A 14,112-nucleotide genomic window follows, 5' to 3' on the forward strand; every position below is an offset into this window, starting at 1 on the left:
CTTACTATGAATTACCTAGACAGCTTATATTGGATACATGAGCAAAAGAAATTTGGAATAAAACCTGGTGTTAAACGCATGGAATGGATGCTAGAGCAACTAGACCATCCTGAGCGTCAAATACGAGGTATTCACGTTGGTGGCACGAATGGTAAAGGATCAACTGTTTCCTATTTAAAGAGTGCGCTTGTCGACAATGGTTATGACGTTGGAACGTTTACGTCTCCATATATTGAAACGTTTAACGAACGTATCAGTTTTAACGGTCATCCTATCACGAATGATGAACTTGTAGATCTTGTAGCGCGTGTTAAACAGATATGTGAGGCATTAAGCGTTGAAACAGATCTTGGTACGGCAACAGAATTTGAAATCATTACTACAATGATGTTCTTATACTTTGGTCAAATCAGACCTGTAGATTTCGTTATTGTGGAAGCTGGTCTCGGTGTTAAAAATGATTCAACAAACGTCTTTAAGCCGATCATGTCTATCTTAACAAGCATCGGTTTAGATCATACTGACATTTTAGGTCAAACATACCTTGATATCGCCCGTGATAAAGCACATATCATTAAAGAAGATACGCCAGTGATATATTCAGTCAAAGATCCAGACGCTCTGAAATACATTCGCGAGTTCGCAGAGAAGAGTAATGCGAAAGCGATTGAAATTGGTCGAGAAATCACGGTTATCTCAGAAGATGATGAATTCACGTATCGCTATAAAGACTATGAACTTGAGAATTTAGTGCTGAATATGATTGGTGATCATCAAAAAGAGAACGCTTCATTAGCAATTACTGCGCTGTTAGAGCTTAAAGAAGCAGGCATCGTTGAACTCGATTTCAATAAGATGATAGACGGCATTGAAGCGGTTAATTGGACAGGGCGTTTAGAACAAGTTAGCGAATCACCATTAATCATTTTAGATGGTGCACATAATACTGAGAGTATTGAAGCCTCGGTAAAGAGTATTCGTGACTATTATCATCTTGATCAGGTAGACGTATTGTTTGCGGCGATAGACGGTAAACCTGTTCAATCTATGATTCATCAGTTATCTCAAATCGCGACAACGTTCAATGTTACGGATTTCGACTTCCCTAAAGCACTACCACGTCATACGTTATATGACGAAGTCGAACATGATAACAAGGCCTTAATTCACGACTATCAAACATTCATCAAAGAATACGAAGGACCAGGTTTATTAATTGTTGGAAGTCTATATTTTATTAGCGAAGTTAAATTAAATATGAAATTTTAATCCCCTTGAAAAGCCCTTTAGATATACGATGATGTTTTCGGAACAGCGTAGCGTTTGTAAGGGTAAAGGATTGAAAACATTTCTTAAGTTATTAACTTAAATAGAAGAGGTTAGGGCGACATATCGCTCTAACCTCTTTTTTTGGCGTTTTATATGTAAGTTAAGATGCAGTTTTGGATAAAGTGTATCTTTTTATTTATTTTAATAAAAATTAAATATTATTGTTATATTATTAGACGCAATGTGGTATGCTTATTTCAAGGTGGTCGATGTTATGTATGTTTTATTAATTCTGTTAAGTTCATTGATGTTCAGCTTCTTATATCAACTATGCTTTGTAGTTGATCTTAAATTTAAATATTTCACATCGCGCTCTAAATGCGACGCATGTCGTTCAACGCTTAGAAAAAGAGATCTTATTCCCGTCGTTAGTTATCTCTTACTCAAAGGGCGAACGCATTGTTGTGATAAACCTTTATCACGCTTGTATTTAGTTGGTGAAATTTTAATAATTGCATGCATCACATTGCCATCTTACATTCAAGTTCATTTTCAAACTGAACTTTATTTACTCTTTATATTCTTTTTACTTGCACTTTCTATGTACGACATTCGATCACAAATGGTGCCTGACCATATGCTTATCTTATTGTCGATACTCATCATATATTTTTCTCCTTACGTTTTTGAAGACATTTTCATTAAAGTAAGTATTATTTTAGGATTACATATGCTTTATGCTATTAGTCGAGCATCTATTGGCTATGGTGATATTAAACTACTGTGTGTGCTTTTAATGGGGCTACCTCTATACGAATTTATGATGCTCTTTATGTTTACATTTATACTCGGTGGTATATTTGCCTTAATCTTAATGGCATTTAAGCGTCGTAAAATAAAAGGTGTGCCGTTAATTCCGTTTGTATTTGCTGCCTTCCTATTTTTGAACACTTACTTTGAAATGATTAATTTATACATCGGAGGTTAGTTTATGGGGAATTTAAATCAACTTGCATCTAATGAAAAGCCTAAAGAACGTTTTGTTTCCCAAGGCCCCAACAGTTTATCGAATAGTGAATTACTTGCCATTTTAATTAATACTGGACGAAAGGGCTTTTCAAGTGTGGAACTCGCCCAAGAAGTCTTAAAACATTCAAGAGATTTAAAACAACTCTCTAATGTAAGCTTACATGAATTACAAGCAATCAAAGGAATTGGCGCGCATAAGGCCATCGTATTAAAAGCCGCATTTGAATTAGGTCGACGTATGAACTCACAGTCTCTGAACGATAAGGTGTTTATTAAGTCACCTCATGACGTGTTAATGTATCTTGAAGGGAGAATGACTGACCTTGAACAAGAACATTTCGTAGCACTCTTCCTGAATAGTAAGAATCAAATCATCCATGAAAAAACCTTGTTTATAGGGACGTTAAACGCTTCGCTCGTTCATCCACGTGAAGTATTTAAAGAAGCTGTGAAATGTGCTGCGCATGCGATTATCGTCGCACATAATCATCCTTCAGGAGACCCTACGCCGTCTAAAGAAGATATTCGTACGACTAAACGTCTGTGTGAATGCGGTGTTGTGATAGGTATTGAATTGTTAGATCATATTATTATCGGTCAACAAAGATTTGTGAGTTTATCAGAAGAAGGCTATATAGATGGCGGAAATGCTTAGTTAATATACGTAAAATACAGTATAATAATGGTGTTTAGGAGGTACATCTATGAATTTCATCATATTGATCGCATTATTAACACCAGTATTCTACATTTACAAGCTACACCAACAAAATTTGACTTTAAATATCTCAAGGATTCGGAACACCTTGCTTATTTCGATGGTCTCGTTAACGATTGGTGTCCTCATCAAATGGTTTGTAATTGGTATCACTAAGTCCATTTTAATTCACATTTTAAGTGGGCTCATTGTGGGAGTCGTGTGGGCAGTACTTATTCTCATAACATACTTTTTCTTTACTAAGTTAAAGGCTATCAAATAAAATAGCGAGGCTGGGACATAAGTTGTGAAATAGAGCATTTGAGCTTTATTTCACACAATTCTCAAAACAGCTGACTCCTAGGGGAGTAGCATGAGACCGGAGACTACAGGCTCCGGCCATGCCCCAGGAAAGCATGCTGTTTAAGGGAATTGTAGTATTATGTCCCAGCCCCGTTTATAGATCGTATGTATCATTGTAATCGGTAAAATGTTCTAAAATCACATCATTAAAGTTACACCTTGATAAACTAAATATAATACAAGTGCAAGAATGCATAGTTTAATTATAAATCGAAACACTTGTAGGCTAAATTTAAATAGAAGTACAACTAAAAAGATGACAATCAGTGCAATTAAGATGTTCATACGTTTCTCTCTCCTTTAAGTATATCTTATCTAAGCTGTATAAAGCTGTCATCAGTCTACAGTAAATTATATTATACGCCTAGAGTCCGATGTTACACAAATTTCCATTTGATATAATTTGGTTCGTTGAATAAAGGAGGGGGATAATATGCGATTTATATTTCGTATGATAAAAAATCTAATTGCCCTTGCTATAATCTTATTTGTGGTATATATCGCTTTAAATCACGCACCTTTTCTAAAAAAGCAACCATGGAATCCATTTAGTGACCAAAACACGGAACAAATGAACAATAATGGTGCACCGGTGCCTCAAAACGGTGTCAGTTATTCGCTTGAAGATAATGAATTCTTTCAAAACGTACCATTAGGTCAAACTAAAAATGTATTTCAATGGTTAAATAAATCTGAATTTATGTCAGTAACAGGACTATCAGAAATGGGTTACGATGACGAATATATTGTAGGTAAGCGAGATTCGCAGTTTATTGTCTATAAGTTTGGTGAGGACCAAATACGTGTTTATGCGACAGAGCAAGAAATGACTCAAGATATGGAAAACCTTGGTCATTCTATAGAAATGAAACCTGCTGAAGCATATCAAAAATAGATTATTTGAAAGTTATTTCGAATTACGGTAACCTTTGTTTATAAAGAACTAAAAAGGTTTAGGTGATTTGAATGTCTGAAGATAAAGCACAACAAAGTAATGAACAAGCCAAAGCGCAAAACCTATTCGCTAAGTGGCGTCAAGACGAAGTACTTTATAAAGAAGACGAAGAAAAAGACAACAAAGAATCTGACGACAATGACAACGACAAAGAAGCATAAATTTAAATGTTTAGGGTAAGGCTTATAAGGTCTTACTCTTTTTTTGTACCATAATGATTTACGCATACCGCATAGATTTAACTGAATTTTATAACTTTCTCATCATACTACTTTATTTAGGCTAAATTGTAATATAAAATAATATAAGAACTTAAAAAATACATATTGTTAATAGAGGTGTTCGGTTTGTCTAATTTTTTGAAAAATAACAAACTCATCGTGTTTCTGTGTGGTTTGATATTATTTATTTCACTTATAGGATTATCTATCCGTTCTCAACATCAATCACCGGTAGAACAATATGCAGGCGATACGGTTTCGTTTGGACAACGCGCTTTTACATACCCTGCACATATTGTTACAGGTGCTATAGGTGATTTATTTAACTTTAAGGATGAACAACCAGAAGCCGATGACAAAGTTAAACAGCTAGAAGCGGAGAACCAAAGATTAGAGGCAGAGAATAAGAAGTACGAAAAAGAATTAGACATCAAAGATATATCGAAATATGAGCCTATTTCAGCGACTGTGTTAGCGCGTAACCCGGATCAATGGATGAACCGTATCGTAATCGATAAGGGTGAAAAAGCTGGCATTGATTCGAATATGGCTGTTATGACAGCTTCTGGATTAGTAGGTCGTATTTCAAAGGTTAACCAATACTCATCCCAGGTAGAAATGATCACGACTAAGTCACGTGCTGGTAAATTATCTGTAAATATCCAACATGAAGATGATAATGTGTTTGGTTTAATCGATCATTACGAAGAAGAATCCAATGAACTTGTGATTAGTGATATCGATAATAGTAAGAAAATTAAAGAAGGCGACAAAGTTGTAACAAGTGGTTTAGCAGACCAATTACCGAAAGGGCTTTTCATTGGTGAAGTAACTAAAGTTGAAAATGACCAATATGGTTTATCTAAACAAGTTAGAGTTAAGCCTGCAGCAACGATGAAAGATTTAAATCACGTATACATTGCGAAGCGTGATCCTAAGTCAATTCCTTCAGAAGAAGAGCGTGGTGAGTAACCATGAGAGTGCTGTACTACGTTTTAATTGGTATCCTATTATTCTTTATAGATACGTTGCTTACGTTTTTATCACCAATTTTCATTTTCGGTCAAAAAATTGTATTTGCGCCGCATTTATTCTTTTTATTCCTCATGATTATTTCGGTGTATAAAGATGTGAGGTTCAGTCTTATCTTCGCCACATTCTTTGGAATCTTTATTGACCTGTACTTTGGTCAGCTTTATGGCTTGTATTTATTTGGCTATCTCATATTTGTGTTATTGGTTCACTATTTCGTAAAGGTCTTCTACAGAGATTACGAAATACTATTTGCGTTGATATTAGCCTTAACATTTCTATTTGAACTCTTTATCTTTGCTGTGTACGCGATGGTAGGTCTGATAGATGTAAAACCTATAAGCTTTATCTTATATAGACTTATTCCAACATTTATCATGAATTTCATCTTGTTACTCATCATGTTCCCAATCGTGATGAAAGTTATAGAAAAAGTTCAATCAAAGATTGACAGACGTCATGCGTAATGTTATTATGCAGTAGTTGAGTAGTTCAATAGCTACGTACAACCGCTCGAAATCAGGTTTAAGTACACTTTTGTCACCTGTTTTTGGCGTGACTTATTATACAGGAGGTGCAAAGTATGTTTGCTATTATTGAAACAGGCGGTAAACAAATCAAAGTAGAAGAAGGTCAAGAAATCTACGTTGAGAAAGTAGATGCTAACGAAGGTGACGCTTTTACATTTGATAAAGTTTTATTCGTAGGTGGAGATTCAGTTAAAGTTGGTGCGCCAACAGTTGAAGGTGCAACAGTTACAGCGACAGTTAACAAACAAGGTCGCGGTAAGAAAATCACTGTATTCACTTACAAACGTAGAAAAGATTACAAACGTAAAAAAGGCCATCGTCAACCTTTCACTAAATTAACTATCGACAAAATCAACGCTTAATTATGATTACTGTTGATATATCTTTAAATGATGAAGGTCAAGTCACAGACGTGATTATGGATGGTCATGCTGATTTTGATGAGCATGGAAAGGACATCGTTTGTGCAGGCGCTTCAGCCGTATTATTCGGTAGTGTTAACGCAATTATTGGATTAACGAGTGAGAAACCAGATATCGATTATGAAGACGATGGTGGCTACTTCCATATAAGAAGTGTGGATACGAATAATAAAGAAGCTCAGTTGATATTACAAGCAATGTTGGTCTCATTACAGACTTTAGAAGACGAATACAAAGCATATATTAAACTAAATTATAAGTGAGGTGTAACTCATGCTAAAATTAAACTTACAATTTTTTGCATCGAAAAAAGGGGTAAGTTCTACAAAGAACGGTCGTGACTCTGAATCAAAACGTTTAGGTGCTAAACGTGCTGACGGTCAAGCTGTTAGAAGTGGTGGCATTATCTTCCGCCAACGTGGAACTAAGATTCACCCAGGTGAAAATGTAGGTCGCGGTGGCGATGATACATTATTCGCCAAGATTGATGGCGTTGTTAAATTCGAACGTAAAGGTCGTAACAAAAAGCAAGTTTCTGTATACGCAGTAGCTGAATAATTTGTTAAAGACATAAATCTTTTATAACGAAGTTAAGCTCGGAACAAATCCATTTTGTCCCGAGCTTTATTTTTTGCAAATAACGTATGAGTTACTACATTCATTTTGTAATTTTCTTGAAAATGATATAATTAAATAGATTATGTACGGAAATAGACAAGAAAGAGGTGACAACATGTTTGTCGATCAGGTAAAAATATTTTTAAAAGCTGGTGATGGAGGTAATGGTATCACTGCTTTTAGACGAGAAAAATACGTACCATTCGGTGGCCCAGCTGGTGGCGATGGTGGTAAAGGTGCTTCAGTTGTATTCGAAGTAGACGAAGGCCTACGTACACTTCTTGACTTTAGATATCAAAGACAATTTAAAGCTAAAAAAGGTGAGAACGGTCAAAGTAGTAACATGCATGGTAGAAATGCTGATGACCTCATTTTAAGAGTCCCACCAGGTACAATTATTAAACCAGTTGATTCCGATAACGTGTTAGCTGACCTAGTTGAACATGGTCAACAAGCTGTAATCGCTAAAGGTGGTCGTGGCGGACACGGTAACTCTAGATTCGCATCACCTAAAAACCCTGCACCAGACTTCAGTGAGAATGGTGAACCAGGTGAAGAAATCGAAGTTACCCTAGAGTTAAAACTACTCGCTGACGTTGGTTTAGTCGGTTTCCCAAGCGTAGGTAAATCTACGTTACTTTCTATTGTGTCAAAAGCCAAGCCGAAAATCGGTGCGTACCACTTCACTACAATTAAACCTAATTTAGGTGTCGTTTCAACGAAAGATAGCCGTAGCTTTGTTATGGCTGACCTACCAGGTTTAATTGAAGGTGCTTCAACCGGCGTAGGTTTAGGTCATCAATTTTTAAGACACGTAGAGCGTACGAAAGTTATTGTTCATGTTATCGATATGAGTGGCATGGAAGGCCGCGAACCTTACCAAGACTATGTCACGATCAATAATGAACTTAAGGCTTATGAACAACGACTTGAAGATCGCCCTCAAATTATTGTTGCTAATAAAATGGATATTCCAGGCGCAGAAGAACAACTTGAAACGTTTAAGTCTCAAACTAAAGATCAAGACGTTAAGATTATTCCAGTTTCGTCATTTACACGAGAGAATATTGATGAACTCTTATACACGATTGCGGACACATTAGATTCCGTTAAAGACGTGGACTTTTCTAAAAAGGATGAAGATGATGTCGGTGTAAACCGAGTTGTTTATAAACACATTCCATCTAAAGATAAATTCAATATTACAAGAGACGACGATGGTGCTTATGTTGTAAGTGGTGATCAAATCGAACGTACATTCAAGATGACTGACTTTAACAGCGACCCAGCTGTACGCCGATTTGCGCGTCAAATGCGCTCAATGGGTATTGATGATGCGCTAAGAGAACGTGGTTGTGAAAATGGAGATATTGTACGCATACTTGGCGGAGAATTTGAATTCGTAGAATAAGAGGTGCTCAGATGAAGGAGAAAGATTATAAGAAATTTTACTTAATCAGAGAAGATGTTTTACCTGAATCTGTCATAAAAACGTTGCAGATTAAGGATGCTTTAAAAAAGGATAATCAGTTATCTATATTTGAAGCAGTTAAACAATTTAATCTTTCGCGTAGTGCTTTTTATAAGTATCGAGATACAATATTTCCTGTCGATGAGAAGACGGAGAAATCAAGAGAATTTACGTTAATCCTGTATGTAGATGATGTGATTGGTATGCTTGCTATGGTGATGGGTACGGTTTCAAGCTTAAAATTGTCTGTTCTTACCATTCATCAAAGCTTACCTATCGATCAAAAGGCGACAATCACATTGTCTTTAAATGCTAAAGGATCTCAATATTCTATTAATGAAATTATCAGTGCTTTAAAAGATATCGATAACGTTTCGAACGTAGAACTTATTGGAATGACGATGTAAGGAAGTGTGACGATGTATTCATATATTAAAGGAGAACTTACTAAGATTTATCCAACTCATGTAGTTATAGAGACTAGAGATGGCGTGGGCTATGAAATTCAAACACCGAACTCGTATCGATTTCAGCATCAATTAAACCAAGCTTTAACTTTATACACGTCGCTTGTCGTACGTGAGGATGCTCAACTTTTATATGGCTTCAAAAATGAAGAAGAAAAAGAGATGTTTTTAAGCCTAAATAAAGTTACTGGCATCGGGCCAAAGTCAGCGCTTGCTATACTTGCAAGTAGTACACCGGATGAAGTTAAACAAGCCATTGAAAATGAAAATGATCAATACTTAACAAAGTTCCCCGGAATTGGTAAGAAAACGGCACGTCAAATTGTATTAGATTTAAAAGGTAAGGTTAAAATTACTGATTTAGCTAAGCAAGATGTGTTACAAGTTGCATCACCTGATGAACAAAATAAAGTGGTTGACGAAGCAATTCTAGCGCTTGAAGCATTAGGTTATTCTAAGCGAGAGCTTAATAAGATTAAAAAGGCACTTCAAGCTTCTTCTATTGATAGTGTGGATGAAGCGGTTAAATACGGTCTTCAGCTCTTAATTTCATAATTTAAGGAGGTACGATAGAGATGGATGACAGAATGGTTGATCAAACGATGCATGGTGATGAATCAGAATTTGAATTATCTTTACGACCTCAATATTTGCGACAATATATCGGTCAATCTTCAATCAAGTCTAACTTAGAAGTATTTATCAAAGCCGCAAAGTTACGTGAAGAACCATTAGACCATGTACTCTTATTTGGACCTCCAGGCTTAGGTAAAACAACATTATCTTACATTATAGCGAATGAAATGGATGTTAATGTTCGTACAGTTTCTGGCCCGTCTATAGAACGTCCAGGTGATTTAGCAGCGATATTGTCAGGGTTACAACCTGGGGATGTTTTATTTATTGATGAAATTCATCGTTTAAGTAGCGTTGTTGAAGAAGTTTTATATCCTGCTATGGAAGACTTCTTTTTAGATATCGTTATTGGAAAGGGCGATGAAGCGAGAAGTATCCGTGTTGATTTACCACCATATACTTTAGTCGGGGCTACAACACGTGCAGGAAGCTTAACTGGTCCGTTACGTGATCGTTTTGGTGTTCATTTACGTTTAGAATATTATAAAGAACACGAACTTAAAGAAATTATTACCCGCACTGCAGAAGTGCTTGGTACATCCATCGATGAAGAGAGTGCGCTTGAAGTTGCGAAACGAAGTCGTGGGACACCTCGTGTTGCGAATAGGCTTTTAAAGCGTGTGCGAGATTTCCAACAAGTTAATGGCGATGAACAAATTTATATCGAAACGACGAAACATGCGTTAAATTTACTTCAAGTAGATGATGAAGGTTTAGATTATATTGATCACAAAATGATGTCATGTATTATAGAACAGTATAAAGGTGGGCCAGTTGGTTTAGACACGATAGCTGTTTCTATCGGTGAAGAGCGCATTACGATTGAAGATGTGTATGAGCCTTTCTTAATTCAAAAAGGCTTCTTAGAGCGCACGCCACGTGGTAGAAAAGCAACACCTTATGCATACGACCACTTCAAGTATGATGAATAGAAAGAGGGAATGAAGTGAATATAGAAGAATTTAATTATGATTTACCTGAATCACTGATTGCACAAACGCCGCTTAAAAATCGTGATGAAAGTAGACTCTTGCATTTAAACCGACATACCGGTGACGTATCGCATCACACTTTTAAAGATATCATTTCCTTTTTAAAAGCTGGTGACACGCTTGTATTAAATGATACACGCGTGATGCCGGCGCGTCTTTTTGGTTTAAAAGAAGATACTTTGGCTAAAATTGAAATGTTAATGCTTACGCAAATTGAAGGTGATGATTGGGAAGTACTAATTAAACCTGCGAAACGTATTAAGGTAGGTCAGAAGGTTTCTTTTGGTGAAGGGAAAATTATTGCAGAATGCATTGAAGAACAAGCTCAAGGTGGACGTATCATGCGTCTATCATATGAAGGCATCTTACAAGAACGTCTAGATGAACTTGGTGAAATGCCATTACCACCTTATATTAAAGAGCGTTTAGATGAACGTGAGCGTTATCAAACGGTATACGCTAAAGAAGTAGGGTCTGCGGCAGCCCCTACAGCAGGACTTCATTTCACGACGCCTTTACTTGAAGCAATAAAAGCTAAAGGTGTTGACCTTGCTTATGTTACGTTACATGTTGGCTTAGGTACCTTTAGACCTGTGAGCGTAGATAACATTGATGACCACACGATGCATAGTGAGTTCTATCAAATGTCTGAAGAGACAGCCGCTTTATTAAACGAAACTAAAGCACGCGGCGGTCGTATTATTTCAGTAGGTACGACTTCTACGCGTACTCTTGAAACAATACGCGCTAAACATGACACGTTTGTATCCTCAAGTGGGTGGACGGATATATTTATTTATCCTGGCTATGAGTTTAAGGCGATTGATGGCCTGATTACGAATTTCCATTTACCTAAATCGACACTCGTCATGCTTGTTTCTGCATTTTCAACAAAGCAATACGTGTTGAATGCATATCAGGAAGCGGTAGAATCTAAATATCGATTCTTTAGTTTTGGAGATGCGATGATAATTATTTAATAATGAAAGGAAGGTTCATATGCCTGCAGTAACGTATGAACATATTAAAACTTGTAAGCAATCAGGTGCACGACTCGGTATCGTACATACACCGCACGGGTCTTTTGAAACACCAATGTTTATGCCGGTTGGAACAAAAGCAACGGTTAAAACGATGAGCCCTGAAGATCTTACAAATATGGAAGCGAAAATCATCCTAGGTAATACGTACCATCTATGGTTACAACCTGGTAATGATATCATTAAAAAAGCGGGTGGCTTACACAAGTTTATGAATTGGGACAAGCCGATCTTAACGGATTCAGGTGGCTTCCAAGTATTTAGTTTAAGTAACCTTCGCGAAATTAAAGAAGAAGGTGTTCATTTCAGACACCATGCGAATGGCTCTAAGTTATTCTTAAGTCCTGAAAAATCAATGGAAATTCAAAATGATTTAGGTTCAGACATTATGATGGCTTTTGATGAGTGCCCACCAATGCCTGCTGAGTATGAGTACGTTAAGAAATCAATAGAGCGCACTACGCGCTGGGCAGAACGTTGTTTAAAAGCGCATAAACGTCCTGAAGACCAAGCGTTATTTGGCATTATTCAAGGTGGCGAATATAAGGATTTACGTGAACAAAGTGCTAAAGAACTTGTGGCGTTAGATTTCCCAGGATACGCAATTGGTGGCTTATCAGTTGGTGAGCCAAAACCAGTGATGTATGATATGGTAGAACATACTGTGAAGTACATGCCTCATGATAAACCGCGTTATTTAATGGGTGTTGGGTCACCTGATGCGCTAATTGAGTGTAGTATACGAGGTATGGATATGTATGATTGCGTGTTACCAACGCGTATTGCTCGAAATGGTACATGTATGACATCAAATGGTCGCTTGGTTATTAAGAATGCGAAATTCCAAGATGATTTAAGACCGCTTGATGAAAACTGTGATTGTTATACATGTCGTAATTACTCTAGAGCTTACATTCGCCATTTAATTAAAGCTGAAGAAACGTTTGGTATACGATTAACTACTTATCATAATCTACATTTTCTGCTAAAATTAATGGAGAATATCAGACAAGCTATTAGAGATGATCGTTTGCTTGATTTCAAAGAAGAATTCTTTGAACAATATGGGCTCAATAAAGAGAACCCAAAAAACTTTTAGAATGGAGTATCATAAATGGGTAGTTTAATTTCTATTATTCCTTTTTTACTGCTTTTTGTTGTGATGTATTTCTTTATGATCAGACCTCAACAAAAACGTCAAAAAGAACACCGTGAAATGGTGAGTCAATTAGAAAAAGGTCAACGTGTTACAACAATTGGCGGTATTAAAGGTACAGTACGCGCAGTGGACGAAACAACTGCAGTTATTTCAATTAACGGACAAGGTACTGAAATGACTTTTGAAAAAGGTGCGATCAAACAAGTTGATCCATCTTAATTAAGATGTTTATAAGTGCTAGGGCAAATCTTATTTGGCGATGTATGAATTGTTTTTTAAGATTTTGTCCTAGTACTTTTTTATTCTTGAAATAGATTTTTATATTAAGTAATTTGTGGTAAAATGATGTGATGCAAAGAGTCATTTTCTCATCAATAAAAGCTCATCTTAAAGAGATAATAGAAAAGATGTATTGAAGGAGAAAATCAATGTATTTTTTGTATTATTTGCACAGTGCTCATACTTTCGAGTATGCTAGTCCCATAAGTTAATAATGAGGTGTTCATGTGAAAAAGAGTAGTAGAATTATTGCATTTTTATTGATTGTAACGTTACTCTTTGCAGGTATGGCGTTTACATATAAGAATGTAGTAAAAAATGTAAGTCTTGGTTTGGACTTACAAGGTGGATTTGAGGTACTTTATCAAGTTAAGCCTTTGTCAAAAGGTGATAAAGTAGACGATACTGCTGTTCAGTCGACAGCTAAGACCTTAGAAAACCGTGTCAACCAACTCGGTGTTTCTGAACCTAAGATTCAAGTTGAAAAACCGAACCGTATTCGTGTTCAACTTGCCGGTGTTAAAAACCAAAACGAAGCAAGGGATATCTTGTCATCTCAAGCTAATTTAACCATTCGTGATGCTGATGATAAGGTATTATTAAATGGTAATGACTTGGTTGAAGGCTCTGCGAAACAAGAGTTTAAACAGAACACGAATCAACCCGCTGTAACGTTTAAATTAAAAGATAGTGACAAATTTAGACAAGTTACAGAGAAGATTTCTAAAAAAGAAGAAAATGTGATGGTCGTTTGGCTAGACCATGAAAAAGGAGATACTTATCAGAAAGAAAAAGATAAGAAAGATCCTAAATACGTATCTGCAGCTTCTGTAGACAAACCAATTAACTCAGAAAATGTAGAAATTTCAGGTGGCTTTAACGGTGAAGAAGGCGTTAAGAAAGCTAAACGTATTGCTGACTTACTTAATGCA

The 14,112-nt window shown here is 36.3% G+C and carries 20 protein-coding genes and 1 other annotated feature; of the genes, 19 read left to right on the top strand and 1 reads right to left on the bottom strand.

Features of this window, described 5'->3' with window-relative positions; genetic code table 11:
• The first annotated feature begins 6 nt into the window (after nucleotides 1-6).
• The 4 genes from A33S_RS0101320 (at nucleotide 7) to A33S_RS0101335 (ending at nucleotide 3,278) form a co-directional block, all read left to right on the top strand.
• Nucleotides 7-1,269: a bifunctional folylpolyglutamate synthase/dihydrofolate synthase gene (locus A33S_RS0101320; protein WP_009381856.1), complete on the top strand. Its 1,263-nt coding sequence runs from the start codon at nucleotides 7-9 to the stop codon at nucleotides 1,267-1,269.
• Nucleotides 1,270-1,543: 274 nt separating this feature from the next.
• Nucleotides 1,544-2,257, top strand: coding sequence for a prepilin peptidase (locus tag A33S_RS0101325; RefSeq protein ID WP_009381855.1), 714 nt, complete (start codon nucleotides 1,544-1,546; stop codon nucleotides 2,255-2,257).
• Nucleotides 2,258-2,260: 3 nt separating this feature from the next.
• Entirely contained in the window at nucleotides 2,261-2,953 is a 693-nt protein-coding gene (gene radC / locus A33S_RS0101330) for a RadC family protein (protein WP_009381854.1), read from the top strand.
• Between the two features lie 49 nt (nucleotides 2,954-3,002).
• Nucleotides 3,003-3,278: a hypothetical protein gene (locus A33S_RS0101335; protein ID WP_009381853.1), complete on the top strand. Its 276-nt coding sequence runs from the start codon at nucleotides 3,003-3,005 to the stop codon at nucleotides 3,276-3,278.
• Between the two features lie 218 nt (nucleotides 3,279-3,496).
• Here A33S_RS0101335 and A33S_RS12155 read toward each other — a convergent pair whose 3' ends face one another.
• Nucleotides 3,497-3,643, bottom strand: coding sequence for a hypothetical protein (locus A33S_RS12155; protein ID WP_017176469.1), 147 nt, complete (start codon nucleotides 3,641-3,643; stop codon nucleotides 3,497-3,499).
• 148 nt (nucleotides 3,644-3,791) lie between these two features.
• Between A33S_RS12155 and A33S_RS0101345 the strand changes: the two genes are divergently transcribed.
• From A33S_RS0101345 to A33S_RS11520, 15 genes are all read left to right on the top strand, one after another.
• The gene (locus tag A33S_RS0101345; protein ID WP_009381851.1) at nucleotides 3,792-4,253 is read left to right on the top strand and encodes a DUF4930 family protein; all 462 of its coding nucleotides are present in this window, start codon (nucleotides 3,792-3,794) and stop codon (nucleotides 4,251-4,253) included.
• A gap of 71 nt (nucleotides 4,254-4,324) precedes the next feature.
• Nucleotides 4,325-4,474 (top strand): hypothetical protein, encoded by a 150-nt coding sequence (locus A33S_RS12395; RefSeq protein ID WP_009381849.1) that lies wholly within the window; start codon nucleotides 4,325-4,327, stop codon nucleotides 4,472-4,474.
• 186 nt (nucleotides 4,475-4,660) lie between these two features.
• Nucleotides 4,661-5,506, top strand: a complete 846-nt coding sequence (mreC, locus tag A33S_RS0101355) for a rod shape-determining protein MreC (RefSeq protein WP_009382713.1) — start codon at nucleotides 4,661-4,663, stop codon at nucleotides 5,504-5,506.
• 2 nt (nucleotides 5,507-5,508) lie between these two features.
• Complete coding sequence (gene mreD / locus A33S_RS0101360) at nucleotides 5,509-6,033, top strand: rod shape-determining protein MreD (protein WP_017176470.1); 525 nt, start codon at nucleotides 5,509-5,511, stop codon at nucleotides 6,031-6,033.
• Nucleotides 6,034-6,063: 30 nt separating this feature from the next.
• Nucleotides 6,064-6,137 (top strand) — a sequence feature (ribosomal protein L21 leader region).
• 12 nt (nucleotides 6,138-6,149) lie between these two features.
• Complete coding sequence (gene rplU, locus A33S_RS0101365; protein ID WP_009382708.1) at nucleotides 6,150-6,458, top strand: 50S ribosomal protein L21; 309 nt, start codon at nucleotides 6,150-6,152, stop codon at nucleotides 6,456-6,458.
• 2 nt (nucleotides 6,459-6,460) lie between these two features.
• Entirely contained in the window at nucleotides 6,461-6,781 is a 321-nt protein-coding gene (locus A33S_RS0101370; RefSeq protein WP_017176471.1) for a ribosomal-processing cysteine protease Prp, read from the top strand.
• A gap of 10 nt (nucleotides 6,782-6,791) precedes the next feature.
• Nucleotides 6,792-7,076 (top strand): 50S ribosomal protein L27, encoded by a 285-nt coding sequence (gene rpmA / locus A33S_RS0101375; RefSeq protein ID WP_009382703.1) that lies wholly within the window; start codon nucleotides 6,792-6,794, stop codon nucleotides 7,074-7,076.
• Nucleotides 7,077-7,251: 175 nt separating this feature from the next.
• Entirely contained in the window at nucleotides 7,252-8,547 is a 1,296-nt protein-coding gene (gene obgE, locus A33S_RS0101380) for a GTPase ObgE (protein WP_017176472.1), read from the top strand.
• An 11-nt stretch (nucleotides 8,548-8,558) separates the two neighbouring features.
• On the top strand, nucleotides 8,559-9,014 hold the full coding sequence (locus A33S_RS0101385) for an ACT domain-containing protein (protein WP_009382699.1): 456 nt from the start codon (nucleotides 8,559-8,561) through the stop codon (nucleotides 9,012-9,014).
• Nucleotides 9,015-9,026: 12 nt separating this feature from the next.
• Nucleotides 9,027-9,629 carry a Holliday junction branch migration protein RuvA gene (gene ruvA / locus A33S_RS0101390; RefSeq protein ID WP_009382696.1) on the top strand — a complete coding sequence of 201 codons (603 nt, stop codon included), beginning with the start codon at nucleotides 9,027-9,029 and terminating at the stop codon, nucleotides 9,627-9,629.
• Nucleotides 9,630-9,649: 20 nt separating this feature from the next.
• Nucleotides 9,650-10,642, top strand: a complete 993-nt coding sequence (gene ruvB / locus A33S_RS0101395) for a Holliday junction branch migration DNA helicase RuvB (protein WP_009382684.1) — start codon at nucleotides 9,650-9,652, stop codon at nucleotides 10,640-10,642.
• A gap of 14 nt (nucleotides 10,643-10,656) precedes the next feature.
• The gene (gene queA / locus A33S_RS0101400; protein WP_009382670.1) at nucleotides 10,657-11,682 is read left to right on the top strand and encodes a tRNA preQ1(34) S-adenosylmethionine ribosyltransferase-isomerase QueA; all 1,026 of its coding nucleotides are present in this window, start codon (nucleotides 10,657-10,659) and stop codon (nucleotides 11,680-11,682) included.
• A 19-nt stretch (nucleotides 11,683-11,701) separates the two neighbouring features.
• A complete protein-coding gene (tgt, locus tag A33S_RS0101405; protein ID WP_009382668.1) occupies nucleotides 11,702-12,841 on the top strand; it encodes a tRNA guanosine(34) transglycosylase Tgt in 1,140 nt (379 codons plus the stop codon).
• 15 nt (nucleotides 12,842-12,856) lie between these two features.
• A complete protein-coding gene (gene yajC / locus A33S_RS0101410; protein WP_009382666.1) occupies nucleotides 12,857-13,120 on the top strand; it encodes a preprotein translocase subunit YajC in 264 nt (87 codons plus the stop codon).
• Between the two features lie 287 nt (nucleotides 13,121-13,407).
• The coding region (locus A33S_RS11520; RefSeq protein WP_037556594.1) for a SecDF P1 head subdomain-containing protein at nucleotides 13,408-14,112 on the top strand (705 nt) is incomplete at its 3' end.

This window comes from Staphylococcus massiliensis CCUG 55927 (assembly GCF_000298075.1).
Taxonomy (GTDB): Bacteria; Bacillota; Bacilli; order Staphylococcales; family Staphylococcaceae; genus Staphylococcus; species Staphylococcus massiliensis.

What these genes read in the sequence shown, in the direction of transcription:
- A33S_RS0101320 (WP_009381856.1), top strand. Translation starts at nt 7, where the DNA reads ATGAATTACCTAGACAGCTTATATTGGATACATGAGCAAAAGAAATTT.
- A33S_RS0101325 (WP_009381855.1), top strand. Translation starts at nt 1,544, where the DNA reads ATGTATGTTTTATTAATTCTGTTAAGTTCATTGATGTTCAGCTTCTTA.
- radC (WP_009381854.1), top strand. Translation starts at nt 2,261, where the DNA reads ATGGGGAATTTAAATCAACTTGCATCTAATGAAAAGCCTAAAGAACGT.
- A33S_RS0101335 (WP_009381853.1), top strand. Translation starts at nt 3,003, where the DNA reads ATGAATTTCATCATATTGATCGCATTATTAACACCAGTATTCTACATT.
- A33S_RS12155 (WP_017176469.1), bottom strand. Translation starts at nt 3,643, where the DNA reads ATGAACATCTTAATTGCACTGATTGTCATCTTTTTAGTTGTACTTCTA.
- A33S_RS0101345 (WP_009381851.1), top strand. Translation starts at nt 3,792, where the DNA reads ATGCGATTTATATTTCGTATGATAAAAAATCTAATTGCCCTTGCTATA.
- A33S_RS12395 (WP_009381849.1), top strand. Translation starts at nt 4,325, where the DNA reads ATGTCTGAAGATAAAGCACAACAAAGTAATGAACAAGCCAAAGCGCAA.
- mreD (WP_017176470.1), top strand. Translation starts at nt 5,509, where the DNA reads ATGAGAGTGCTGTACTACGTTTTAATTGGTATCCTATTATTCTTTATA.
- rplU (WP_009382708.1), top strand. Translation starts at nt 6,150, where the DNA reads ATGTTTGCTATTATTGAAACAGGCGGTAAACAAATCAAAGTAGAAGAA.
- A33S_RS0101370 (WP_017176471.1), top strand. Translation starts at nt 6,461, where the DNA reads ATGATTACTGTTGATATATCTTTAAATGATGAAGGTCAAGTCACAGAC.
- rpmA (WP_009382703.1), top strand. Translation starts at nt 6,792, where the DNA reads ATGCTAAAATTAAACTTACAATTTTTTGCATCGAAAAAAGGGGTAAGT.
- obgE (WP_017176472.1), top strand. Translation starts at nt 7,252, where the DNA reads ATGTTTGTCGATCAGGTAAAAATATTTTTAAAAGCTGGTGATGGAGGT.
- A33S_RS0101385 (WP_009382699.1), top strand. Translation starts at nt 8,559, where the DNA reads ATGAAGGAGAAAGATTATAAGAAATTTTACTTAATCAGAGAAGATGTT.
- ruvA (WP_009382696.1), top strand. Translation starts at nt 9,027, where the DNA reads ATGTATTCATATATTAAAGGAGAACTTACTAAGATTTATCCAACTCAT.
- ruvB (WP_009382684.1), top strand. Translation starts at nt 9,650, where the DNA reads ATGGATGACAGAATGGTTGATCAAACGATGCATGGTGATGAATCAGAA.
- tgt (WP_009382668.1), top strand. Translation starts at nt 11,702, where the DNA reads ATGCCTGCAGTAACGTATGAACATATTAAAACTTGTAAGCAATCAGGT.
- yajC (WP_009382666.1), top strand. Translation starts at nt 12,857, where the DNA reads ATGGGTAGTTTAATTTCTATTATTCCTTTTTTACTGCTTTTTGTTGTG.